General features: G+C 64.8%; 21 protein-coding genes and 1 pseudogene. 10 read left to right on the top strand and 12 right to left on the bottom strand.

The genetic code is table 11. The features are described from left to right. Positions 1-12: 12 nt before the first annotated feature. From ACVWY3_RS06775 to ACVWY3_RS06790, 4 genes are read right to left on the bottom strand one after another with little or no spacing between them, the layout of a single operon-like run. Complete coding sequence (locus tag ACVWY3_RS06775; RefSeq protein WP_456837775.1) at positions 13-891, bottom strand: ABC transporter permease; 879 nt, start codon at positions 889-891, stop codon at positions 13-15. Beyond that, entirely contained in the window at positions 891-1,850 is a 960-nt protein-coding gene (locus tag ACVWY3_RS06780; RefSeq protein WP_456837776.1) for an ABC transporter permease, read from the bottom strand. Before ACVWY3_RS06780 ends, ACVWY3_RS06775 begins: the two co-directional genes overlap by 1 nt. Beyond that, on the bottom strand, positions 1,850-3,136 hold the full coding sequence (locus tag ACVWY3_RS06785) for an ABC transporter substrate-binding protein (protein WP_456837777.1): 1,287 nt from the start codon (positions 3,134-3,136) through the stop codon (positions 1,850-1,852). Before ACVWY3_RS06785 ends, ACVWY3_RS06780 begins: the two co-directional genes overlap by 1 nt. A gap of 42 nt (positions 3,137-3,178) precedes the next feature. Beyond that, positions 3,179-4,165 carry an ABC transporter ATP-binding protein gene (locus ACVWY3_RS06790; protein ID WP_456837778.1) on the bottom strand — a complete coding sequence of 329 codons (987 nt, stop codon included), beginning with the start codon at positions 4,163-4,165 and terminating at the stop codon, positions 3,179-3,181. 273 nt (positions 4,166-4,438) lie between these two features. Between ACVWY3_RS06790 and ACVWY3_RS06795 the strand changes: the two genes are divergently transcribed. Beyond that, a complete protein-coding gene (locus ACVWY3_RS06795) occupies positions 4,439-5,146 on the top strand; it encodes a GntR family transcriptional regulator (RefSeq protein ID WP_456837779.1) in 708 nt (235 codons plus the stop codon). A gap of 18 nt (positions 5,147-5,164) precedes the next feature. On the opposite strand, the gene ACVWY3_RS06800 is transcribed toward ACVWY3_RS06795, so the two are convergent. Continuing rightward, positions 5,165-5,374, bottom strand: coding sequence for a hypothetical protein (locus ACVWY3_RS06800; RefSeq protein ID WP_456837780.1), 210 nt, complete (start codon positions 5,372-5,374; stop codon positions 5,165-5,167). A gap of 367 nt (positions 5,375-5,741) precedes the next feature. On the opposite strand from ACVWY3_RS06800, the gene glsA reads away from it, so the two are divergent. The 5 genes from glsA to ACVWY3_RS06825 all read left to right on the top strand — a co-directional run bounded on the left by glsA (position 5,742) and on the right by ACVWY3_RS06825 (position 12,973). Beyond that, positions 5,742-6,740, top strand: coding sequence for a glutaminase A (glsA, locus tag ACVWY3_RS06805; protein WP_456837781.1), 999 nt, complete (start codon positions 5,742-5,744; stop codon positions 6,738-6,740). Next, the gene (locus ACVWY3_RS06810; protein WP_456837782.1) at positions 6,741-8,444 is read left to right on the top strand and encodes an MFS transporter; all 1,704 of its coding nucleotides are present in this window, start codon (positions 6,741-6,743) and stop codon (positions 8,442-8,444) included. It begins immediately after the preceding gene. Between the two features lie 386 nt (positions 8,445-8,830). Next, positions 8,831-9,394 (top strand): HdeD family acid-resistance protein, encoded by a 564-nt coding sequence (locus ACVWY3_RS06815; RefSeq protein ID WP_456837783.1) that lies wholly within the window; start codon positions 8,831-8,833, stop codon positions 9,392-9,394. A 40-nt stretch (positions 9,395-9,434) separates the two neighbouring features. Beyond that, entirely contained in the window at positions 9,435-10,760 is a 1,326-nt protein-coding gene (locus tag ACVWY3_RS06820) for an amidohydrolase family protein (protein WP_456843304.1), read from the top strand. 449 nt (positions 10,761-11,209) lie between these two features. Beyond that, the gene (locus ACVWY3_RS06825) at positions 11,210-12,973 is read left to right on the top strand and encodes a CYTH and CHAD domain-containing protein (RefSeq protein WP_456837784.1); all 1,764 of its coding nucleotides are present in this window, start codon (positions 11,210-11,212) and stop codon (positions 12,971-12,973) included. 115 nt (positions 12,974-13,088) lie between these two features. On the opposite strand, the gene ACVWY3_RS06830 is transcribed toward ACVWY3_RS06825, so the two are convergent. The 5 genes from ACVWY3_RS06830 to ACVWY3_RS06850 all read right to left on the bottom strand — a co-directional run bounded on the left by ACVWY3_RS06830 (position 13,089) and on the right by ACVWY3_RS06850 (position 17,874). Further along, complete coding sequence (locus ACVWY3_RS06830; protein ID WP_456837785.1) at positions 13,089-13,712, bottom strand: transglutaminase-like cysteine peptidase; 624 nt, start codon at positions 13,710-13,712, stop codon at positions 13,089-13,091. Between the two features lie 320 nt (positions 13,713-14,032). Continuing rightward, positions 14,033-14,644, bottom strand: coding sequence for a PilZ domain-containing protein (locus ACVWY3_RS06835; protein WP_456837786.1), 612 nt, complete (start codon positions 14,642-14,644; stop codon positions 14,033-14,035). 57 nt (positions 14,645-14,701) lie between these two features. Then, a complete protein-coding gene (locus ACVWY3_RS06840; RefSeq protein WP_456837787.1) occupies positions 14,702-15,877 on the bottom strand; it encodes an MFS transporter in 1,176 nt (391 codons plus the stop codon). 53 nt (positions 15,878-15,930) lie between these two features. Further along, positions 15,931-17,178, bottom strand: coding sequence for an MFS transporter (locus ACVWY3_RS06845; RefSeq protein ID WP_456837788.1), 1,248 nt, complete (start codon positions 17,176-17,178; stop codon positions 15,931-15,933). Positions 17,179-17,445: 267 nt separating this feature from the next. After that, positions 17,446-17,874: a GNAT family N-acetyltransferase gene (locus ACVWY3_RS06850; RefSeq protein WP_456843305.1), complete on the bottom strand. Its 429-nt coding sequence runs from the start codon at positions 17,872-17,874 to the stop codon at positions 17,446-17,448. A gap of 207 nt (positions 17,875-18,081) precedes the next feature. On the opposite strand from ACVWY3_RS06850, the gene ACVWY3_RS06855 reads away from it, so the two are divergent. The 3 genes from ACVWY3_RS06855 to ACVWY3_RS06865 all read left to right on the top strand — a co-directional run bounded on the left by ACVWY3_RS06855 (position 18,082) and on the right by ACVWY3_RS06865 (position 20,365). Next, the gene (locus ACVWY3_RS06855; RefSeq protein ID WP_456837789.1) at positions 18,082-19,230 is read left to right on the top strand and encodes a zinc-binding dehydrogenase; all 1,149 of its coding nucleotides are present in this window, start codon (positions 18,082-18,084) and stop codon (positions 19,228-19,230) included. Between the two features lie 94 nt (positions 19,231-19,324). Next, entirely contained in the window at positions 19,325-19,753 is a 429-nt protein-coding gene (locus tag ACVWY3_RS06860; RefSeq protein ID WP_456837790.1) for a VOC family protein, read from the top strand. A gap of 99 nt (positions 19,754-19,852) precedes the next feature. Continuing rightward, positions 19,853-20,365, top strand: a complete 513-nt coding sequence (locus tag ACVWY3_RS06865; RefSeq protein ID WP_456837791.1) for a hypothetical protein — start codon at positions 19,853-19,855, stop codon at positions 20,363-20,365. A gap of 6 nt (positions 20,366-20,371) precedes the next feature. Here the strand turns inward: ACVWY3_RS06865 and ACVWY3_RS06870 are convergent. Beyond that, positions 20,372-20,539: pseudogene (locus ACVWY3_RS06870) on the bottom strand (cupin domain-containing protein); the annotation flags it as partial. A gap of 292 nt (positions 20,540-20,831) precedes the next feature. On the opposite strand from ACVWY3_RS06870, the gene ACVWY3_RS06875 reads away from it, so the two are divergent. Then, complete coding sequence (locus tag ACVWY3_RS06875) at positions 20,832-22,766, top strand: DEAD/DEAH box helicase (protein WP_456837792.1); 1,935 nt, start codon at positions 20,832-20,834, stop codon at positions 22,764-22,766. A 34-nt stretch (positions 22,767-22,800) separates the two neighbouring features. On the opposite strand, the gene ACVWY3_RS06880 is transcribed toward ACVWY3_RS06875, so the two are convergent. Continuing rightward, positions 22,801-23,307 carry a GNAT family N-acetyltransferase gene (locus ACVWY3_RS06880; protein WP_456837793.1) on the bottom strand — a complete coding sequence of 169 codons (507 nt, stop codon included), beginning with the start codon at positions 23,305-23,307 and terminating at the stop codon, positions 22,801-22,803. Positions 23,308-23,311 lie beyond the last annotated feature (4 nt).

The raw sequence follows: 23,311 nt of genomic DNA on the forward strand, positions 1-23,311 counted from the left end.
ACAAGCCCCTTCTCAGACAAGTCCTTTGCCGGCGTCCGAGCCCTTGGCCGCCTGCCGCCTGTTGAGCATGTGGATGGTGCCGAGCGCAAGCGCGATCACCGCGAACGACACCGCCGAGATCACGGTGCCGAGCGCGTAGATATCGGGCTTGGTGACGGTGGTGGTGAGGCCCTGCAGATCGAGCGGCAGCGTGTTCACCGGGCCGATCGCCTGGCTGGAGCGGGCCAGCTCGTCCCAGGACAGCGTGAAGCCGAACAGGCCGATGCCGATCACAGATGGCAGGATGATCGGCAGCACGACGTAGCGGAAGGTCTGCCACGGCGTCGCGCCGAGATCGCGCGCGGCTTCTTCGAGGCGCGGGTCGAAGCGGTTGAAGATTGCGAACATGATGAGCAGGCCGAACGGCAGCGTCCAGGTCAGGTGCGCGCCGAGGCCCGAGGTGAGCAGGCCCATCGAGGTCTCGAATTTCTCGTTCCAATGCGCCTTGATCAGATCGTCGATGATGCGGAATTCCAGGGAGATGCCGAGCGAGGTGATGATCGAGGGCACGATGAGGCTCGCGATCGCCGAATAGAACAAGATGCTCTGCGCCCTGAATTTCCTGCGGAACGCCATGCCGGCGGCAACTGACAGCACCACGGTGACGGCCATCACCACGAGGCCCAGCAGCAGCGAGCGGCGGAAGGCGGCGCCGAGATCGACGATGCCGGTGCCCTCGAACAGCTTTGCCAGCCAGAACGTCGAGACGCCGTTCATCGGAAAGGTGAGGCCGCCCTGCGGCCCCTGGAACGACAGCACGTAGATCGCGATCATCGGGCCGTAGAGGAACAGCACATAGGCCGCGAAGAAGATCGCGAGCAGATAGAACGAGCGCGGGCGTCCTTCCTTCATCACAGCTCCTTCCTGATGTCGACGATGCGCGACATCATGGTGATGATCAGGAAAGTGATCGCGAGCAGGATCACGGCATTGGCCGCCGCGGCGGGGAATTGCAGCGCGTTCAGCCGCGTCTCGATGATCTTGCCGGCGGCGGCGATCTGCTGGCCACCCATCACGCCGATAGTGATGAAGTCGCCCATCACGATGGTGATGACGAAGATCGAGCCGATCACGATGCCGGGTTTTGCCAGCGGAATGACGACGTTGACCAGCGTCTGGAATCCGCTAGCGCCGGCATCATAGGCGGCCTCGATCAGCGACTTGTCGATGCGCACCATCGAATTGAAGATCGGCACCACCATGAAGAAGGTGAAGAGGTGGACCAGCGCGAGCACCACGGAGAATTCGGAGAACAGCAGCCATTCCACGGGATGGTTGATCAGACCGGTCTTCATCAGGCCAGAGTTGACGAGACCGTTGCGGCCGAGCAGCGGGATCCACGCGATCATGCGGATCACGTTCGAGGTCCAGAACGGGATCGTGCAGAGCAACGACAATCCCATCTGCCAGGTCTTGGACTTGACGTGGAAGGCGAGGAAGTAGGCGACCCAGAAGCCAATGAAGAGCGTGATCGCCCACACCAAGAAGCACAGCTTCAGCGTCTTCAGATAGGTCTTGCCGATGGTGCAGAGATCGGGAAGCTGCGCGATGCAGCCCTCGAACGTGTCGGTGTAGCCGCGGCCGGAGAAGGCCGGCAGCAACTGGTATTCGTTGTAGTCCCAGAACGAGACGATGACGACGAACACGAGGGGAATGAGGAAGAAGGCGAGAAACACCAGCATCATCGGCCCGGCCTGGAGCCAGGAGACGAAGGAGGGCGGCAGGCGCGTCGGCTTCGCGGCGCGCGCTGTGCCCGCCCCCGGGATCAAGCCCGGGGACGCCTGTTGCAAAACCTCTTCCGACATATCCATTACGCCGCGATGAACTCGTTCCACTTGCGGACCATGTAGTCGTTCTCGTCCATCACCGCGTTCCAGCACGCGACCGCGCCCATGCGGTCCTCGTAGGAGCCGCCGTCGCGCACCGCGCCGGCCTTTTCAAGCAGCGAGCCGTCGGGCGCCTTGATGTCCTTCTCGGCCGGCTTGCCTTCCATCCAGTACGCCCACTCATACGGCTCCATATGTGCCTTCGCGGTGGAGAGCACGGCGGAGTAATAGCCCTGGCGGTTGAGATAGGCGCCGGCATAGCCGGACAGGAACCAGTTGACGAACTCATAGGCCCAATCGAGCTTCGCGCCCGACACGCCTTTCGACACGCAAAAGCCCGAGGCCCAGGAGCGATAGCCTTCCTTCAGCGGCTGGAAGGTGCAGGCGATCCCCATCGAACGCACCTTCGTCACCGCCGGCGACCACATCGACTGGATAACGGTCTCGCCCGAAGCCATCAGGTTGACGCTCTCGTTGAAGTCCTTCCAGAAGGCGCGGAACTGGCCGGCCTTCTTCGCCTCGGTCATCACCTTCATGGTGAGATCGATCTCTTCCTTGGTCATGTTGCCCTTGTCGGCATATTTGTATTTGCCCGAGGCTTCCACGACCATCGCCGCATCCATGATGCCGATCGATGGGATATTGAGGATCGATGCCTTGCCCTTGAATTCGGGGTTGAGCAACTCGGCCCATGTGCTGATCGGCCGCTTGATCAAATCGGGGCGGATGCCGAGCGTGTCGGCGTTGTAGACGGTCGGGATTAGCGTGACGAACTCGGTCGCCGACGTCGCGAACTTCTTGGAGTCCTTGCCTTCGAGATACAGCACCTTCCAGGGCGCGGTGCCCTGGCCGCCGATCTTCTTGCCGCCGGGCGTTTCGCCCTTGGTGAAGACCGGCGTGATGTTGTCGAATTCCTTGATCTTCTTGGCGTCGAGGGCAAGGATGTTGCCCGACGGCACGATCTTCTTCAGCGAGAAATATTCGGTGTCCAGCACGTCGAAGGAGTTCGGCTGGGTCATCACGCGCTTGGTGACGTCGTCGGTGGTCGCGGTGATGTATTCGATCTTGATGCCGGTGTCCTTCAGGCACTGCTTGGAGATGTCGTCGCCCTCGTTCACGGCGGTGCCGAGATAGCGCAGCACTTTCGGCTCGGCCGACATCACATAGGGAAACCCGGTGATCGCGCCGGAGCCGGCGGCAAGGCCGGCGAGACCCGCGCTGCCCTTGAGCAGGGTGCGGCGGCTAAAACCCTTCTTGGTCGTCTCGGTCATGTCAGTCACTCCTCTGTTGCGCATTCCAGTGATCGATCGGCGCTATTGCAGGCGCTGCGCCTTGGCGGGATCCCAGGTGGCCAGCACGCGATCGCCCGGACGGAACGGGTGAACGTCGAAGGCGGCTTCCGGAATGTGGGAGAACAGGGCGGTGCCGTCGTCGAGCGTGAGCGAGACGGCGATGTAGGAGCCCTGGTACTCGGTCTGGGTCAGCAGCGCCGGCGCGCCGAACGCGCCCTCGGCGAACGGCACGATGCCGAGCTGATCGGCGCGCACGGCGATGAGGTTGCCGGCGTCGCTGAGGACGTTGTGGCCGCCAACGAAGCGCGCCACGAATTCGGTGCGGGGATGGTGGAAAATGTCGCGGGCTGAGCCTTGCTGCTCGATCCTGCCGTGGTTCATCACCACGATATGGTCGGCGAGCGCCATCGCCTCCTCCTGGCCGTGGGTGACCTGGATGAAGCTGATGCCGAGCTCGCGCTGCAGCCGCTTCAGCTCGCCCCGCATCTTGACGCGCAGGAACGGGTCGAGCGCGGAGAGCGGCTCGTCGAGCAGCAGGATCTGCGGCTCGGTGATCAGCGCGCGGGCCAGCGCCACGCGCTGCTGCTGACCGCCGGAGAGCTGCGCCGGCAGCCGGCCTGCATAGGGGCTCATGGCCACGAGCTCGAGCAGCTCGCCGGCGCGCTTGTGCCGCGTCGCCCGGTCGACGCCGCGCATTTTCAGGGCAAACGCCACGTTGTCGAGCACGGTCAGGTGCGGAAACAGCGCGTAGGACTGGAACATCATCGCCGTGCCGCGCTTGGCGGGCTCGAGATCAGTGACGTTCTGCGCGCCCAGAATGATGTCGCCTTCGCTGACCGCCTCGTGGCCCGCGATCATGCGCAGCGTCGAGGTCTTGCCGCAGCCGGAGGGACCGAGCAGGCAGCAATAGGTGCCCGCCGGGATCTTCAGGTTGACGTTGTCGACCGCGAGTGTCGTGTCATAGCGCTTGGTGACGGCGACCAATTCGAGAGCTGCGGGAGTGGCCATGGCGTGTCCAAGGGGAGGGCGATGCTTTCCGCCTCTCTCCGCAAGGTCCGTGCCAACAGGCTTCGGTCCGCCAAATCCCAAAAACTGTGCTGCTGAGTCAGATCGTTAGATCGAATCCCGCGCATCCGGTCTGCCTGGCGCGCGCGCAGACACCTGCACACAAAACGGGCGAAGATTGTATAAAGTTTCGCCTGTGATTGGATACAGCTCGTCGACTAACATTTGGGCCCGATATTCGCCGATCGAGCCCTCGAACCCAAGCGCCTCCAACTGATGGCCGCCAAGACCCGCCAAAAATCCGATGCGCCAGATGCGAGCGATCGCGTCAGCCGGATCAGGGCGGGCGTGACTGCAGCTATCCTCGAGCACCGTCTGCTGCCGGGTACGAAGCTCGGCGAGGACGAGATCGGCGAAATCTATGGCGCGAGCCGCACGCTGGTGCGTACCGCGCTGCAACAGCTCGCGCATGAAGGCATTGTCAACATCGAGAAGAACCGCGGCGCCTTCGTCGCGCGGCCGACACCGGCCGATGCCCGCGAAGTGTTCCAGGCGCGCCGTCTGATCGAGCCGACGATCGTCGATCGTGCGATCGATGCGGCGTCACCTGTCTGGATCGATCGTCTCCAGCAACATCTTACCGAAGAGCGCGAGGCCGAGCTGCGCGGCGATGCTCGCGCCTCCGTCCGCCTTTCCGGCGAGTTTCACCGTCTCATTGCAGAGATGAGCGGCCACAGCATCTATCTCGGATTCCTGAAGGAGCTGATCGCGCGCTCCTCGCTCATCATCCTGCTCTACCGCCGCCACGACACGCCGGCCTGCGGCACCGATCATCACGCCGGCATCGTCGCCGCGATCCGCAAGCGCGACAAGCAGGCTGCGCGTGCGCAGATGCTGTCGCATCTGAACGAGATCGAAGCCGAGCTGTTTTTAAAGGATCCCGCCGCCGACGAGCTGCGGCTCGCCGACGTTCTGGGTGCATAAGCGAACCGCGCCGGCTGGCTATGGCAGCGACGATCCGTCGTTTCGCCTGACGATCTTCAGCACCAGCAAGACAGCGCCCAGCACCAGGAAGAGAACGCCGACGAAAGTCGTTCCACTGGATTCAAAGGTCACGCCGACCGCGGTCAGCAGGCATCCGATGATGATTGCGAAGAGTCCGCCGAGCTTCTTGACCAGCAGAATGTGTCCGTCACTCGTTTGCGCCACCATGTCACGCCTCGTCGTTCAGATCTCGCCCCTCGCTTTCAAGCCGTTGTCCCGCCCATCCCCGCGGGACCATGGCCGCGATCGTACTCTAGCGTGGCGCGGTTGCAATCTTTCGTTGACCGCATCTGCCGCGCGAACGGTTGCCATTTGACTTGAAGTCGATGCAAGCGGGCAGCCCTGCTTACCAGAGAATAATCATCTCCTATCGTACGAGATGGCTGAAGTGCTAAATCGCCCTTCGGTTGTAAATTGACTCGATGCGGAGTCTGCGGGCAAAGTGATCGTGCGTATCGAGCTCTAGAACGGAGCTGACGTTGAGCTCTTCAGCTGAAGTCGTCTTCGGTTGAAGTCCGTTCTGCGGAGTGGTGCGATGGCGTTGCGTTCGGTCGCCGATCAGCGGGAACCGGCTTACGTATCGACGGGCCATCTGCCTGGACCGGACTTGGTGCAGGCGCTCGTGGACGACGCGCAGCGACGGTTCAAATCAAATCGCGACGGCAACAATTCGCAGGTCTATCCAGCGCTCGCCCGGGTTCCGAGCGAGCTGTTCGGCGTCTGTGTCGTTGGAACCAGCGGGCGCGTCTACGGCGCCGGCGACGTCGATTACGAATTCACCATCATGAGCGTATCAAAACCGTTCCTGTTCGCGCTGGTCTGCGAGGCCATCGGGCCCGAAGAGGCGCGCGCCAAGCTTGGCGCCAATGCGACCGGGCTTCCCTTCAACTCACTCACCGCGATCGAGCAGGGCAGCGGCCGCACCAACCCGATGGTGAATGCGGGAGCGATTGCGACAACCAGCCTCGCGCCGGGCACGACTGCGGAAGCGCGCTGGAGGTTTATCCATGACGGGCTCTCGCGTTTTGCCGGCCGCAAGCTCCCGCTTAACGAGGAGGTCTACGCGTCAGCGTCGCAGACCAATTTTCGCAACCGCAGCATTGCGCGGCTGTTGGAGAGCTATGACCGCATTTATAGCGACGCAAAGGAAGCGACCGATCTCTACACGCGTCAGTGTTCGCTCAACGTCAGTGCCCGTGACCTTGCCGTGATGGGCGCGACGCTCGCCGACGGCGGCGTCAATCCCGTCACCAGGCAGCGCGTGGTCGATGCATCGGTGTGCCACTACGCGCTCGCCGTCATGATCACCGCCGGGCTCTACGAGACGTCTGGCGACTGGCTCTACGACATCGGGCTGCCCGGAAAGAGCGGGATCGGGGGCGGCATCGTCGCCGTGTCGCCCGGCAAGGGCGGTTTCGGCACTTTTGCGCCGCCGCTCGATGCCGCCGGCAACAGTGTGCGGGGACAGCTGGCCGCAAAATTCCTGTCGCAGCGGCTGGGGATGGATTTGTTGGTATCGCAACCGGAACAATGAATGGTCAAAGGGATCGGCGGCTCTTGCCGACCGATCGCAACGCTGATCAAGCCGGAGGACGCCATGGTCACGCAGACAATGTCGATCGGCGGCATTCACCAGGAAGAGCGCGCGTCCTGGATTCCCATGATCGCGATCGCGCTGGGGCAGATGATCATGTCGTACAATGTCGCGTCGCTGCCTGTGGCGATGGGCGGCATGGTCGCAAGCTTCGGAGTGCCGCCGACCACGGTCGCGACCGGGATCGTAGCCTACTCGATGCTGGTCGCGGGTTTCGTGATGCTCGGCGCCAAGCTCGCCCAGCGTTTCGGCGCGTTGCAGGTGTTCCGCGTCGCGGTCGTGCTGTTTTTCATTTCACAGCTGATGATGACGTTCAGCCCGTCCGCTTCCGTCATGATCTCGGCGCAGGCGCTCTGCGGCGCCGCAGGATCGGTGATCGTGCCCTCGCTGGTTGCGCTGATTGCCGAGAATTATGCTGGCAAGCAGCAGGCAACCGCACTTGGTGCGCTTGGTTCGGCACGTGCGGCCGCCGGCGTCCTTGCTTTCATCATCGGCGGCGTGCTGGGGACCTATATCGGCTGGCGGCCGGCGTTCGGTATCCTGATTGCAGCGTCCGCCATTGTGTTCCTGCTGAGCTTCCGTCTCAAGCCCGATCATGGCCGGCCCGATGTGGAGATCGATCTCGTCGGCGTCCTGCTCGCCGCCAGTGCGATCGTCCTCATCAGTTTCGGCTTCAACAATCTGAACGGATGGGGCCTTGCCGTTGCGACGGCGAACGCGCCGTTCGATCTGCTCGGCCTTTCGCCCGCGCCGGTGATGATCGTGCTCGGCATCGTGCTGGGCCAGGCATTCCTGATGTGGACGCACCGGCGGCAGGCGGCCGGCAGGACACCGCTGTTGGCGCTAGCGGTGATCGACTCTCCCGAAGAACGCTGCGCCGTCTATGCGCTGTTCGCGGTGGTGGCGCTCGAGGCCGCCTTGAACTTCACCGTGCCGCTCTACATCCAGATCGTGCAGGGACGCACGCCGCTCGCCACTGCGATCGCGATGATGCCGTTCAACCTCACCGTCTTCTTCGCCGCGATGCTGATCGTCAATGTCTACGACCGGCTGACGCCGCGCCAGATCGGCCGCTACGGCTTTGTCTTCTGCACCGTCGGGCTGGCCTGGCTCGCGTTCGTGGTGCGTAACGACTGGAGCGAGGTTCCGGTGCTGTTCGGGCTGGTCCTGTTCGGCATCGGCCAGGGCTCGCTCGTGACGTTGTTGTTCAACGTCCTGGTGACGTCATCGCCGAAGATACTCGCCGGCGACGTCGGGTCCCTACGCGGGACGACGCAGAACCTGGCCTCTGCGGTTGGAACGGCCGTTGCGGGTGCGCTGATGGTCGGTCTGCTCAGCACGATCGCGCTCGGCAGGATCACGGCGAGCCCGGTGCTGACGCCCGAGCTCCAGGCCCAGGTCGATCTCGACAACATCACCTTCGTCAGCAACGACCGCCTGCGCAGCGTTCTGGAACGCACCAACGGCTCGCCGCAACAGGTCGCCGAAGCCGTACGCATCAATACCGACGCGAGGCTGCGCGCGCTGAAGATCGGGCTGCTCATCATGGCGGGCCTCGCCCTGATCGCGATCATCCCGGCCGGCCGGCTTCCGCATTATCTGCCGGGCGAGATTCCGAATGATGAATCCGCTGCAAAGACGTGAGTTCGTGGGCAGGAGGCTTGGTGAAGGAGAGCCCGATGAATGAAATGGATCGCCGCGCTGCACTGCGCACGCTGTTCGGAGGCGTGATCCTTGCAGGCGCGGGCGCGAGCCTGTGGTCAGGGGATGCTGCGGCTCTGCCTGAGGCCTCACCGACCGACCGTCCAGCCCCGGGCCGGCGCGATCCTGCCGGCCAGATCTATGCGCAGGATGCCCGTCCGTTGCCGGACACGGTCAACCGCCCATCGCATCGTCCACCACACCGACCGCCGCACCGTCCACCACATCGGCCGCGGCCGCGGTATCGCAAGCGGCGGCGCTGGGTATGCTGGTGGCATCGTGGACGCCGGCATTGTGGCTGGCGTTGGCGTTAATCGAGGGAGGACGTCATGACGACTTACGACCATAGCACGCCGATGGGCTCAACCGGCCTACCGCAACCATCCCGCTGGGTGTGCGTCCTGCTGGGTCTCTTCATGGTGTTCGCGGGACTGATGGTGCTGGGCGACGTTGCGTTCTTCACCGTGATCAGCGCGCTCTTCATCGGCTGGATGGCGATCGCGACCGGCGCCTTCGAGATCTTCCACGCATTCTGGACCAAGGGCTGGGGCGGGTTCCTCTGGCAGGTGGTGCTCGGGATTCTCTACATCGCCTTCGGCATCATTCTCGTCAGCCAGCCGCTGACTGGCGTGCTGCTGCTGACCTATGCGCTCGGACTGGCACTCTTCATCTCCGGTGTGGTGCGCATCCTGATCGGATTTGGCCGCTGGCAGCAGGGCGGCGGCATCATGCTGGCGTCCGGTCTGTTTGGCGTGCTTGCGGGCCTCGTCATCCTCACGGGGTTTCCAATGACCGGGCTCTGGGTGCTCGGAATGCTGCTCGGCATCGACCTATTGTCGCACGGCATCGGCTGGCTGACTCTGGCGTGGCGGCCCAAGGCTGCAACGGCGTAGCGGCGTCGACGCGCGGAGATTGACCATGCCGGGATTGAGTATGCTCGCCAGGCTGGCCGTCCTGCTGGCGGCGATTGCTTGCAGCGCGCTGCCCGCAACGGCTCAAGACAATTCTGCCGTCCTGTTCCGCAACATCAGGATTTTTGACGGAAAGAACGCCGCGCTTTCCGCCGCGTCCAATGTCCTCGTCAAAAACGGGACGATCGAGAAGATCGCGACCGCGGACATCGCGGCCACTGGGCAGGTGATCGACGGCGGCGGGCGCGTGCTGATGCCGGGGCTGATCGATGCGCATTGGCACGCGATGCTGGTGCGCCCGACGCCGATGGCCGCGCTCGCAGGCGATATCGGCTACAACAATCTGCTCGCTGCCAGCGAGGCAACTGCAACGCTGATGCGCGGCTTCACCACGATACGCGACATGGGCGGACCGAGCTTCGGCCTGAAGCAGGCCATCGACGAAGATCTGGTCGCCGGTCCGCGCATCTATCCGTCCGGTGCCGTGATCACCATCACCAGCGGACACGGCGACTTCCGGCAGCTCTCCGATCTGCCGCGCACGATCGGCGGCATGCTGAGCCGCATGGAGATGATCGGCGCCAGCATGGTTGCGGACAGTCCGGACGAGGTGCGCGTGCGCGCGCGCGAGCAACTGATGCAGGGCGCCTCGCAGGTCAAGCTCACGGCGGGCGGCGGCGTCGCCTCGCCATTCAGCCCGCTCGACGTCTCGACCTTCACCGAGTCCGAGCTGCGCGCGGCGTTCGAAGCCGCCGACAGTTGGGGCACCTACGTTGCGACGCACGCCTACACGCCGGCCGCGATCCAGCGCTCGATCGCGGCCGGCGTGAGATGCATCGAGCACGGTCATCTCATGGACGAGGCGAGTGCGAAACTGATCGCAGAGAAGGGCATCTGGCTCAGCACGCAGCCGTTCCTCGACCTGTCCGGTGCCGCGGCGCTCGGGCCCGCGGAGCAGGACAAGATGCGGCAGGTGGTCGCCGGCACCGATCGCGTCTACGCGCTCGCGAAGAAGTACAAGATCAAGACCGCGTTCGGCACCGACGTCCTGTTCTCACAGGCATTGGCGGAGAAGCAGGGCTCAATGCTCGCTGCACTGACGCGCTGGTACACGCCGGCTGAAGCATTGGCCATGGCGACGTCGGCCAATGCGGAATTGTTGAGCCTCTCGGGCTTGCGCAATCCCTATCCCGGCAAGCTCGGCGTGGTGGAAGAGGGCGCACTCGCCGATCTCCTGCTCGTCGACGGCAATCCGCTCGACAGCATCGCGCTCGTCGAAGATCCCGCGAAGAATTTTGTCGTGATCATGAAGGGCGGCCGGATCTACAAGAACAGTCTTGCACATTGACGCGCATGGCGCATCGCGGCCTTGCGACATTGGAGCGCTTCTAGTTGCGATCGTCGGGTGCCGGCTTCTTGCGCGGCGAGGCCGACGCAATCTCCGGGATTGCAGGCGGCCTCGCAGGGCTTGTCACAATTTCGGGCCGGTCATCGGATGCGTGACTTCTAAGCGTCTCCAGAACCAGGAAGAATTTCTCGGCTAGCATTGAGTCAAGCTCGCTGACGCGTTCATCTCGCTTTCGAGAGTGACGAGATTCGCTGTCAATTCGATCACTTGCCGGGTCGCACGGCAAATTTAATTCGTGGGCGTCAAGCCGATTGTGACAAGCTTTGCCTGAATTTGCGTCCTGAACGTCGTGTGGACGATCATGCGCTGCAGCGTAACGTTACTATTCCTCGCGCACGGCACCCGCTATATGCTGACGTTCTGTCATCGAACTGTCATGTCATCGTAAAATGCTAAAGTCAGACGCAACGCCGGCCCGCAAGACTCCGGGCGCGCCGGACGGGAATCCTGTTCCAAAGGACAACAAGAGAACGCAAGTCGTCGCCGGCTTCCACGGCCAGATTGATCCGGCCGAGCGGGGCGCGGATTCAGAGACCGTCGAGGGCGCCGTGAGTGATCAGACGCCGCCGCTGGATGCGCTGCCCGCGCCGGAACCAGCCCAATCGACTGTCGCCGCGCGCGCCGCGGGCGAGATCGAGCTCAAGCTTCTCGTCGATGCAGAGCGCATGGCGCATTTCAATGCCGCGCCGATCATCGCGAGCAACGCGCGCAACAAGGGGACGCGCAAGCATCTCAAATCGGTCTACTACGACACGCCTGAGCGCGCGCTTCGGAAGAGCGGCCTCAGCCTGCGCGTGCGCCAGAACGGCGCGCGTTTCGTGCAGACCGTGAAGACCGACGCTGCGGACGATCCGCTGCGCCGCGGCGAATGGGAGGCGAGCGTTCCCTCGCTCGCGCCGGATCTCGCTCTGGCGATGCCCTTCATTCCGGAGAAGCTCCGCGGGCAGCTCGAGATGCAGCCGCTCGAAGCCGTCTTCACCGCCGACATCCATCGCCACGCACGGATCATCGACCTGCCGTCCGGTACGGTCGAGATCGCCTTCGACCAGGGCGAGCTGATCGCCGGCGAGCGATCGCTGCCGGTGAGCGAGATCGAGCTTGAACTCAAGAGCGGCAGCGCCAGCACGATCTACGAGATCGCACTGCGTCTTGCGGAGCACGGGGCTGTGAAGCCGTCGATCCGGAGCAAGTCGGCGCGCGGCTTCGACCTTGCCGCCGGCAGGCCGCCGTCGGCACGCCGGCCGCGCAGGCTTCAGCTCGACCCGGCGGTGACGCTCGACGAGGCCTTCGAGACCATCCTGCGCTCCTGCTTCCACCATTTGCTGCAATCGCTGCCGGCGGCCGAGGATGGCCGCAATCCGGAAGGCGTGCATCAGCTCCGCGTCTCGCTGCGGCGGCTTCGCTCGGCGCTCGATCTGATGCGATCGGTCGGCGCGCTCAGCAATCTCGATGTGCTGCGCTCGGAAACCAAATGGCTGGCGCAGGACCTGTCCGCCGCGCGCGACTGGGACGTGTTCCAGCTCGACACCTTGCCGACGATCGCGGCGGCTTGCCCGGCGTTCGCGGGTTTCGAAACGCTGGGGCGGGCCGCGGCCAGGCGCCAGTCCGAGGCCTATCGCAAGGCGCATCGCGCGCTGGGCGATCGCCGCTGCGCGCTGTTCCTGATCGGCCTCGGCGGCTGGATCGAGACGCGGGGCTGGCGCAACGACGTCGCCGCCGAAGATCTCGGCCAGCTCGCCGAGCCCGCGGTCAATTTCGCGCAGCGCATCCTGTCGGAGCAGCACGCCAAGGTGCTGAGGCGCGGCCGCCGCTTCAAGTCGCTGTCGGCCGAGCAGGTGCACCGGGTGCGGCTCGCGGCCAAGCGTCTGCGCTATCTCAGCGAGTTCCTGCTGCCGCTGTTTGCCGATCGCAAATCCGCAAGACGCTACTCGCGCCGGCTCGCCGGCCTGCAGGAGGAGCTCGGCGCCTTCAACGACATGGCCGTCACAGCCTCGCTGCTCGAAGGGCTCGGTGGCGAGTCCCCCGAGAGTGCCATAGCGGCTGCCGCGATCGCCGGCTGGCAGGCGCGCGCCTCGGTCGGCGTGCAGCCCACCTTGCAAAGCACGTGGCGCGATTTCACTGCCGCGCGCGTGCCGTGGGCATCGCAAGGCTGATCGCATCCCAAAAAAGATGCGCCCAGCCATTGGGGGATGGCTGGGCGCGCGCGAACCGGTCTGGGACGGGGAGGGGTGGGGATGTGACCGGGTCGCGTAACTCGTTGTCTCGTTCCTAATCTCGTGCGCTGGCGGTGGAGATCGCCGGCCTGGTATCGCCCAGCGAGACCCAGACGTTGGGATCGCTCTGCGACTGGCGTTTGACGAAGCGGTAGCCGGTCTCCGTCCAGGCGACGACGTTCTCGTTCTGGTTGTCGAGAACGAACTCGCCCTTGTCGGTCTTCACCGTCAGCACCGCGTGGCCTTCGCCCTTCTTGTCGCGCACGACGGTGATGAGCAGGGCCTCGCGCGGCCATCCGGCATCCATCAGCATCTTGCGCTTCAACAGCACGTAGTCTTCACAGTCGCCGTAGCCGTCCGTTGGCAGCGACCACTTTTCGATCACGCCCCAGTGCTCCTGGTCGGTCAAAGGCTTCACGGTCTCGTTGACCCAGCGATTGACCTTGACGAGGTCGCGCCATGCCGTCTGCGACATCACGATATCGCGCGGCTGCGTCGGCCCGCCCTGGCACTGCGCGGCATTATCCGCACAGAACTCGACCCAGCCGATCGGCGCACGCGTGGTGTCGCCGAGGCTCGCGTAGAGCAGACGGCCTTCGCCGGCCTGCGCTGCCGCGTTGATCCCGAAGAGCATGGCGGCGACCGCCAGCCCTTTCCCCTGTCCCCTGAAGTCGAACATCGTGGCCCCCGTTTCTTGTTGGGACCACATTTCGCATGGAGCTTTTGAGTTGCCGCTAAGTCGACCAAGTCAAGTCGAGATGAATGCAAGTAAAACTGCGGGCGAATTCGATCTATACTTGAATCGATTTCGAATAAAGTTTGAGAATATTGCAATTGATTCAAATTTTAGCGGTTAACGCGGAAACGCTGACGGAACTACCGTTTCCGCGCGCCCGCGCGCCGGCGTTAACCCGGTCACGGCGCACGAAAAAGGCGGCGTCCGCATCGCGGAGGCCGCCTCTTGGGCTGGAAAAACAGTGGTTTTGCTGCGCTCGCGCTTTACCGCGCGGTAACGCTCTCTTCGAGTGTCTCGGCCGGTTGCTCGTGCATGAACTCCAGCGCGAAGCCGTCTTCGAGGTTGCGGACCACACGGCCCTGGACCCGGCCGAGGAAAACCGTCGATCTCAGCGGTGGCCGGTTCTCCGCCGCAATGGCAGCACCGGACAAAGACAGGTCGATGATGCGGCAGGTCATCTTGGTGCCGTCCTCGAGCGTCAGCACCGCGATTGGGTTGCGCGGCACGATACGGTCGTGGCGGCGGTCCTCGGGCAAATTGAGGATGTCGCGGTTGGCGAGCCAGGTCAGCTGCGCCGCAAGCTTGTCGCGCTTTCGCGGCGTCGCGCCGATCGTCATGGCAAAGCCATTGTCGATGATGCGGGTGATCTTGCCTTCGACGCGGCCGATATGGTCGAGATAGGCGACCACGCGGTCGCCGACATTGCCGATGCCGGGCGCGAGCAGCGCCAGGCCGCCCGGCGACATGTTGATCACCTGGCAGGGGAATTCACGGCGGTCCGGCAGCATGTAGCGGCCGAGCAGGTGAACCTTCACCCGCTGGAAACGCCGACGTTCCTCGGCGGCCGGAAGAAATTTTTTGTTCGCCAACGCCATTTTCACTACCCGACCCCCCGCCTGGCGGAGTCCGGCACGACCCTAAGGTGCATAGGGTTAATGCCGCGTTAGGATCGCGCGGCGATGGCGGACAGACACAATGCGCTCGAAAAGCCACATCAAAGGCGGGCAGGCCAAGACCGTCAGCGCGCCGAGGTCGAGCGCGACCGCGGCGGTGCCGGCCGATTTGGCGAGCCGGCCCGCAATGGCCGGTCCCAGCATCATCGCGGCATAGAACAGAGTGTAGAACACGCCCATCCCGATCGCCCTCGTCTCCGGGGCGAGCACGCGGGCGGCGAGGCTCATGATCGGGCCGGCCGGATGGCCGCCGATCAGGCCGATCAAAACGAGGATGGTGATGACGGCCTCCGACCTCGGCAGCCAAGCCAGCAGCAGGGCCACCATGAGGCTTGCCGCGATCGCCAGTGTAAAGGGTCGCTTGAAGCGGTCGGCGAGATAGCCACCTGTAGGCACCGAGATCACCGACAGCCACATCACCACGCTGATCGCCGAGCCCGCCGCGGCGATGCTCCAGCCGCGCTCGACGAGGAGGGACGGGCCGAACGAGAAGATCATGGCGAAGCCGACATTATAGAGACCCCAGATCGCGCCCGCGACGATCACCGCCAGCAGCGCCAGGGGATCGAGCCGGCCCGAGCCGGCCGGGCCGGCCGTTGCTCCTGGCGGCGGCTGATAGAATGCGATCAGGACAATGCCGATCGCGGTCAGGGCGGCCGCGGCAAGGAATACGCTGCCCGCGCCATAGCCAGTGCCCAGCGCCGGCAATAGCAGCAGCGAGATCCCAACGCCGGCCGGCCAGGAATTGACGAAGATCGCCATGGCGGTCGCGATCTCCTTTCCCGTGAACCAGTCGGTGGCCATCTTGGTGAGCTGCACGGTCAGCAGCACGCCGCCGGCGCCGGAGGCGAGCCGGCCCGCCAACTGCCAGCCCCAGATGTCGGTTGAGGCCATGACGAGGCTGCCCGCCGTCATCAGCACCAGCGCGGCGATCGTCGTGGGTTTGTCGCCGAGCGCCCGGCCAATCGCGCCGCCCGGCAGTGCCAGGACGATGCCGGGTGTGAAATAGAGCCCGATCAGGATGCCGATGTCGGCGATGCCAACGCCAAAGCTTTGTTGCAGCAGCGGCGCGACCGCGGCCACGCTCTGGAATTGGAACGCGATGGTGAGGCGAACCAGGAACAGGATCGCAAGAATGCCCCAGCGATTGCGCAACGCCTCGTCTCCCCGTGTCCCTCCGCCGAGCGTGCGGTGGGAAGGGGCGGGAGTCAACCGGCCGCCTTCCTCGCCGCGCGCCCATAGAGCAGGCGCAGCACCGCCAGCAGCACCGCGGCCGAGAGGCCGAGCGACCAGTGGATGCCGATCGCAGCGCCGAACACGCCGACGGTGATGCCGCTGAACGCCCGCATCCCGAGTCCGGCCATGTTGTAGAGCCCGACGACGCGGCCGCGGATGTCGTGCGGCGCGTTCAGTTGCACCAGCGCCTGCGCCATGGTGTTGAACGACAATTCGAAGAAGCCGGCAAAGAACAGCAGCACGATCGCGACCGGATAGATCCGCATCGCGGCGAAACCGAGCAGTGCGGCGCTCCAGAGCATCGCGAGCATGATCGCGGTGCGCGGCGTGCCCTTCAGGCGCCCCCAGGACTCCAGCGCGATGCCGGCGAGCAGCGCGCCGGCGGCGTCCGCCGCGAGCAGTACGCTGTAGGAGACGCCGGGATCGCCATGGCCGAGATCGCCGGCAAAGCCCGGCATCTGGGCGTGATAGGCATTGCCGATCATGAATGAGGTGAGGCCGGCAAGCCAGGTCATCGCCGTCAGCACCGGCTCGGTGCCGATGGCGCGGATGGTCAGCATAATGTCGGCGAGGCCGCGGACGGCGAAGCGCCGCACCGCCACGCTGCTGTCGCGGACCGGCGCCCAGAACAGCCAGAGCAGCATCGGCAGGTAGAACAGCGTGTTGAAGATGATGCCGTGCGAGGTACCGAGCGTCAGCATGATGATGCCGCCGACCGCAGGCCCGACCAGGATGCCGAGATAGCGCGCCATCGCATTGAGCCGCACCGCGCTCGGCAGATCGGCGGGGCCGACGAGGTCGTAGAGCAGCAACTGGTTCGGTGTTTGCCAAAGGACCGCGGCGCAGCCATGGATCACCAGCAGCAGCATCGCGTGCCACATCTGGATCGTGTCGGTGAGGAAGAAGAAGCCCCAGCCGGCGGAGGCCGCGATGAACAGCAGCATGCCGCACTGGATGATCCGGCGCGGATCGAACCGGTCGGCGAGCCCGCCGACCGCGACCGAGAACAGCAGGAACGGCAGCCAGTGCGACAGCACGGCAAAGCCGCCCAATGTCGGCGAGTGCAATTTCTGGAACACCACCCAATAGCTGATCACATGCTCGATATTGTCGGCCATCATTGCCAGCACATAGGCGATGAACTGGAGCCGGTACCGCACGGACTTCATCGCCGCGAACGATCCGGACGCGACCACGGGAGAATGGGGCAGGGGATTCAAGGGGGCACCTGGATGGGATTTCATCCGGCCATACACGCTGGCAGGTGAGTGCTCAAGGCACTTGGACGTGCTTGCGCATCTGCCATGCACAGTTGCCACACACTCCGTCGTCATCCTGAGGTGCGAACCTTGCGATGCATTCGCACGCAAGGAGAAGCCTCGAAGGATGAGCCACAGGCGCTAGCAGCCCATCCTTCGAGGCGCGCAAGAGCGCGCACCTCAAGATGACGGCGGTGGTTGTGGTCGCAAGCTACGCGGCCAGCGCCTTCACATAAACCGCATACGGCACGCCCAGAATATCCGGGCCTCGCCGGCCTTCACGAATCCCATGCGCAGATACATCGGCAGCGCGACCGTCATGATCGGGGTCGTATGCAGGGCGATGACGCCCGCCTGGTCGCGCTCGGCGCGGCGCAGGCACTCTTCCGTCAATTGCCGGCCGACGCCCTTGCCGCGCGCGGCGGGATCGACCACGAGCATGCGGATGACCGGCCACGCCGGATCGAAGAACGCAGGCTTCGTCGCTTTCGGACCGATATAGGCGACGGCACCGACGATGCGTCCGCCATCTTCGGCGACGATGATCTCGCCAGTCCGGGCAAGCCCCGGCATCTTCGCGACATTGGCGTTGAACAGCGGCCAGTCGGAAAAATGCGGCTCGAACTCCGCGAATGCGGCGAGCGCGACGCGTACGATCGCTTCGCGTCTGTCTCACGGTAGTCGCGCAGCATCGGCACCATCCGATCGTAGCCCCGGATGAGCGCAGCCATATCCGGAAACAGCCGGCCCAGCATGTCGCTTCGCTCATGGAGGCTGCCGCACCTTGGCATCCAGGCGCATCTCACATACGCTTCGCGTCAGCCCGCACCATAGTCATAATAGACGGGCAGCGAGGAATTCGCCATGGACCAGATCCGCGTCTGCACCCACGCAGGCCCCGGCAGCGAGCCCGTGATCAAGACCGTGCCCTGGCCAAAGCTCGGCAAGAAGGCCGCGCTGATCAAGGTCGGCGCCTGCGGCGTCTGCGGCACCGATCTGCATATCCTGAAAGGTCACTGGCCGAAGCCGCTGCCCTGGCCGTTCACGCTGGGCCACGAGCTCGGCGGTGTCATAGTCGAATGCGGCGGCGAGTTCACCGAGGACTTCATGAGCAAGCCGCTTGCAGTCGGATCGAAGGTGATGATCCCGCCGCTGATGCCCTGCGGGCGATGCTATTATTGTCTCCATTATCCGCAGACCGCCAACAAATGCCTGACGCCGGTCTATTACGGCCGCTATCTCGGCTTCGACAAGGCGCCGCACCTGTGGGGCGGTTGGGCGGAGTATGTCTATGTCGATCTCGACATGCTGCCGGGCACCAAGATCTACAAGCTGCCCGACGACATGTCGCTGCGGCTCGGCGCGCTGTCCGAGCCGCTGACGTCCTGCATCCGCGCCTTCAATCGCGCGACCCGTGCTGGTGGCTTTTCCTGGGGCGACACGGTGGTGATCCAGGGCTCGGGCCCGATCGGCATTCTGGCCGTCGCGGCCGCCAGGGAGATGGGGGCAGGGCGCGTCATCTGCGTCGGTGCGCCGGAGGCGCCGCGGCTCAAGCTCGCGCGCGAGTTCGGCGCGGAGGCGACGGTGAACATCGAGGTCCAATCGCCGCAGGAGCGCATTGCGCGTGTGCGCGAGATCGTCGGCGGCTTCGGCGCCGATCTCGTGATGGACTGCTCGGGCCATCCGACCGCCGGTCCCGAAGGCATCGAGATGCTGCGTGACGGCGGCACCTATGTCGAGATGGGCCAGTTCACGGACGCCGGCTCGATCGATACCTCATGGCACCGCATCTGCACCAAAGACCTCAACGTGCTCGGATCCTGGGGTTTTACCGGCAACGATTTGCCGCTCGGCGTCGACATGCTCTACCGCACGGCAGGCAAATATCCCTGGCTGAACATGCAGACGATCTACCCGTTCACGGAACAAGGCGTTGCGCAGGCGGTGAAGGACGCGATGGCCATGAAGACGGTGAAGTCGACCATCGTGCCGTGGCTGGAGCTGGTGGAGTGAAGACGTTGCCCGGATCCGGGGTTCATGTGGGCCGGGTTGTCCCACATCGCTCCGCTCATGCGGGCTAAATTGCGGCATTTGGAATGAAGACGTCATGACAGACGAGCAGACAGCCGAACCAACTCCACACGCCCGCTCGCCCTTCCATGCCATCCGCGCCATCGACTACACCGTCATCTTCGTGCGCGACATGGCGGCGATGCGGCGCTTCTACCAGGATGTCCTGGCCTTCCCCCTGCTGCGCGAGCTCTCGCCGAACTGGATCGAATACGGGATCGGTAGCAACACGCTGGCTCTGGCGAGGCCGAGCCGCACGGCGTCCGATGCGCCGGTGCCGGCGGGGACGGCCTCGCTGCAACTGGCCTTCAAGGTGTCCGCGGCCGAGGTCGATCAATGCGCCGACGAGCTCGTGCGCCTGGGCGTGGCGCTGCTGTCGCCGCCCACCGATCAATCCTTCGGCCACCGCACGCTGTTCTTTCGCGATCCCGACGGCAATCTGCTGGAAATCTATGCGGAGATCTGAGCGGGAGCCCCAAAAGTTCCATGCGAATATCCCCGACTTATCCATTCCGAGGTGAAACTTAGGCCCAAGTTCCGGCTTTCACTTCACGGGAGAGGTCTCGTGAAGCGAATCCTGAAACCCGTCACTTACATCCTGGCCGCCATCTACTTCCTGGTGGATGCGGTCTTCATCGCCGTGGCGAGGCCGATCGCGCGCTGGATCGGGCGGCATCTCGAATTCAGGCGGTTGCGGGAGTGGATCAAATCGCTGCCGCCTTACCCGTCGCTGGCCTTGTTCTCGGTGCCAGTGATCATCCTGGAACCGATCAAGCCGGTGGCGGCTTACCTCGCGGCGACCGGCCAGATCGTGAGCGGCGCTGTGACTTTCATCATCGGCGAGCTGCTCAAGCTCGTGCTGGTCGAGCGTCTGTTTCATCTTACCCGCGACAAGCTGATGCGGATTCCGGCGTTCGCCTGGACGTATGGGAAGTTCGCCGAGGTGAGGGCATGGCTGCAAGCGACCGAGGCCTGGCGCATGATCCGCGCCCTGAGCCGCGCGGCAAAGGACTATGTGGTGCGGACACGGGCAAGGCTGGTCGGCAGCTTCAACAGGCTGGTGACCTCCAGGGATTGAAGCGCTTCAGGCCAGCTTGCGCGCTGCGGCGGTTGCCTTGTCGCCCGTGTTCGGTGTGCCGGCCGGCTCGATCAGCACCAGATGAACCTCCTCGCGCGCCACCGGGCGATGCTCGACACCTTTTGGCATGACGTAGAGCTCACCCGGCCCGAGCGTCACGGTGTGATCGCGCAAGAGCAAAGCGTGCAATCGCCGCAGGCGCGTTTGATGGAAGACGTCACGCGGTCGTCCCCTTGGGAGCCGATCGGCTTCAGGTTAATCAAGGTGGCCGCAAAAGTTCGCTGCAACCTTCAGGCGCGGCTCTTGTCGAAAAGCCATGCATCACAGGCATGGTGATTTCCCGGCGCTTGGCGTAAAGAGCCCTCAATCACATCGCCAGCGTGTGGCCGGGCCGATTGCCGCGCACGCCAGCTCAGGTCCGCCGGTTCACCATTCCGCGCCTGAATCAACCAAGGTTTCCTATCTCGTGTCTCTTCCGGCCCTGACCCCGCCGCTCGCCCGCGCTTTGGCCGAGCGGAACTATGATTCACTGACCCCAGTCCAGCTCGCGGTGCTCGCGCACGAAGCCGCCGGCCGCGATCTTCTGGTCTCGGCCCAGACGGGCTCCGGCAAGACGGTCGCCTATGGATTGGCGATTGCCAAAAATCTGCTCGATGATGCCGAGCAGTTCGCACCTGCAGCCGCACCGCTCGCTTTGATCGTGGCGCCGACCCGCGAACTCGCGCTTCAGGTCCAGCGCGAGCTGGCCTGGCTATATGGACATGCCGGCGGGCGCGTCGTCTCCTGCGTCGGCGGCATGGATCCGCGCCGCGAGCAGCGCGAGCTGGCCGCCGGCGCGCACATCGTCGTCGGCACGCCCGGCCGTTTGTGCGACCACCTCCGCCGCGGCCGGCTCGACATCTCCGAACTCACCGCGGTCGTGCTCGACGAGGCTGACGAGATGCTCAATCTCGGCTTTCGCGAGGACATGGAGTTCATCCTCGAGACCACGCCGGAGACGCGCCGGACGCTGCTGTTCTCGGCAACCTTTCCGCGTGGCATCGTCGCGCTGGCGCGGCAGTATCAGCGCGACGCCTTCCGGATCGAGGTCGCCGGCGACGCAGGCGGTCACGCCGACATCGAGTACCGCGCGATCCGGATCGCGCCGGGCGATGTCGAGCACGCGGTCGTCAACGTGCTGCGTTTCTTCGAGGCGCCGAGCGCGCTGGTGTTTTGCAGCACGCGCGATGCCGTCAGGCATTTGCAGGCGGCGCTGCTGGAGCGCGGCTTCGCCGTGGTCGCGCTGTCGGGCGAATTGACGCAGAACGAGCGCACGCTGGCGCTGCAGTCGCTGCGCGACGGACGCGCCCGCGTCTGCGTTGCGACCGACGTTGCCGCCCGCGGCATCGATTTGCCGAGTCTCGACCTCGTCATTCACGCCGACCTGCCCAACGACGCCGAGGTCATGCAGCATCGCTCGGGCCGCACCGGTCGCGCGGGCCGCAAGGGGACCAGCGTCCTCTTGGTGCCGCCCGCGCGGCGGCGGCGCGCGGAGCTGCTGCTCAACCTCTCCGGCATCGATGCAGCCTGGGGCACGGCGCCGCAGGCGGAGGAGATCCGCAAGCTCGATCACGAACGCATGAAGGACGTGCTGTTTACCGAGGAGACGACCGCCGACGATCTCGCGCTGGCGCAGGCGCTGCTCGCCGAGCGGTCGGCCGAGGATATCGCAGCCGCGCTGGCGCGGCTTTATCGCGCGCGGCTGCCGTCCCCGGAGGACATCATCGATCCCGGCGAGCGCAGCGGCCGGCCGGATCGCGGGCGCGACAGGTTTGAAGGTGGCGAGGATCGCGCCAAGCCGCGATCGAAGTCCGGCAAATCGTCTTCGAAACACGGCATGGCCGAGGGCAGCGTGTGGTTCCGCGCCGCCATCGGGCGGCGCAAGAATGCTGAGGCGCGCTGGCTGCTGCCGATGATCTGCCGCCGCGGCGGCATCGACAAGCGCGACATCGGCGCCATCAAGATCATGGACACCACCACCGAGTTCGAGATCTCCGAGCGGGTCGCAGACGCCTTCACCGCGAAGATCAAGCGTCCGGACAAGGAAGACAGCATCCGCATCGAGCCGATGGCCGATGTGCCGCAGCGGCAGGCGCCTTCGGAGGAGCGGTCATACGCGCCGCGGCGCGAGAAGGACGACGGCGATCATCGTGCAGGTCAGGGCGATCGCCCGCGCGACGCACGGGAGTCCAAGCCGCGCGGCAAGGCGCTCGGCGAGCGCGGGCCGCGATTCGACGCTGCGCCTTCGTTCGGAGCGAAAAAGAAGCACAAGAACAGGCCCGGGCACGCCGAGCCGTCCGTCACACCGTGGCCGGTGAAGGGCGCGCCGGGCAAGAAGGCGAAGAAGAAACGCCGCGGCTGATCGGGCACCATTCAGCGTGAACAGCAATGATGCTTTATGTCGCAGCGAGGTCGCGCAGCATGTAGGTGGCAGCTTCGCCGTAGGATGCGAGCTTGGCGCGCAATTGCTCATCCGCGGTGACGGGGCGAAAGCCGAGCCGTTCCCATAGCGGCCGCGTGGCATAGACTGAGACCAGCGCGAGCCTCGTGAGGTCCAAGGCGCGTGCCAGCGCCTCGATCGTCGTGACATAACCGCGCGCAGCGCCGCCGCGGAAGTCGGGCAGCACGGCGACATCGTGCAGGTAAAGGCAGTCCGCATCCTCAGGCAATGCTTGCAGCAAGCCATCGAGCGGCGGAATGTGGTGCTGCGTCCAGGGATGCGCGAGTCCATAGCCGGCGATCGCATCGCCGGCGATCAGCACGCGGCAGCCGTCGGGACAGAGCCGCATCTTCTCGGCGAGCACCTGGGGGCGTTCGGGCAGATCAGGATGGATGCGCGCCGCGATCATGCTGATCGCGGGCAGATCCGATGCGCGGGCGGGACGCCAATGCGGCTTGCTCATCTCG

The sequence above is a fragment of the Bradyrhizobium sp. USDA 4486 genome, from assembly GCF_054057995.1.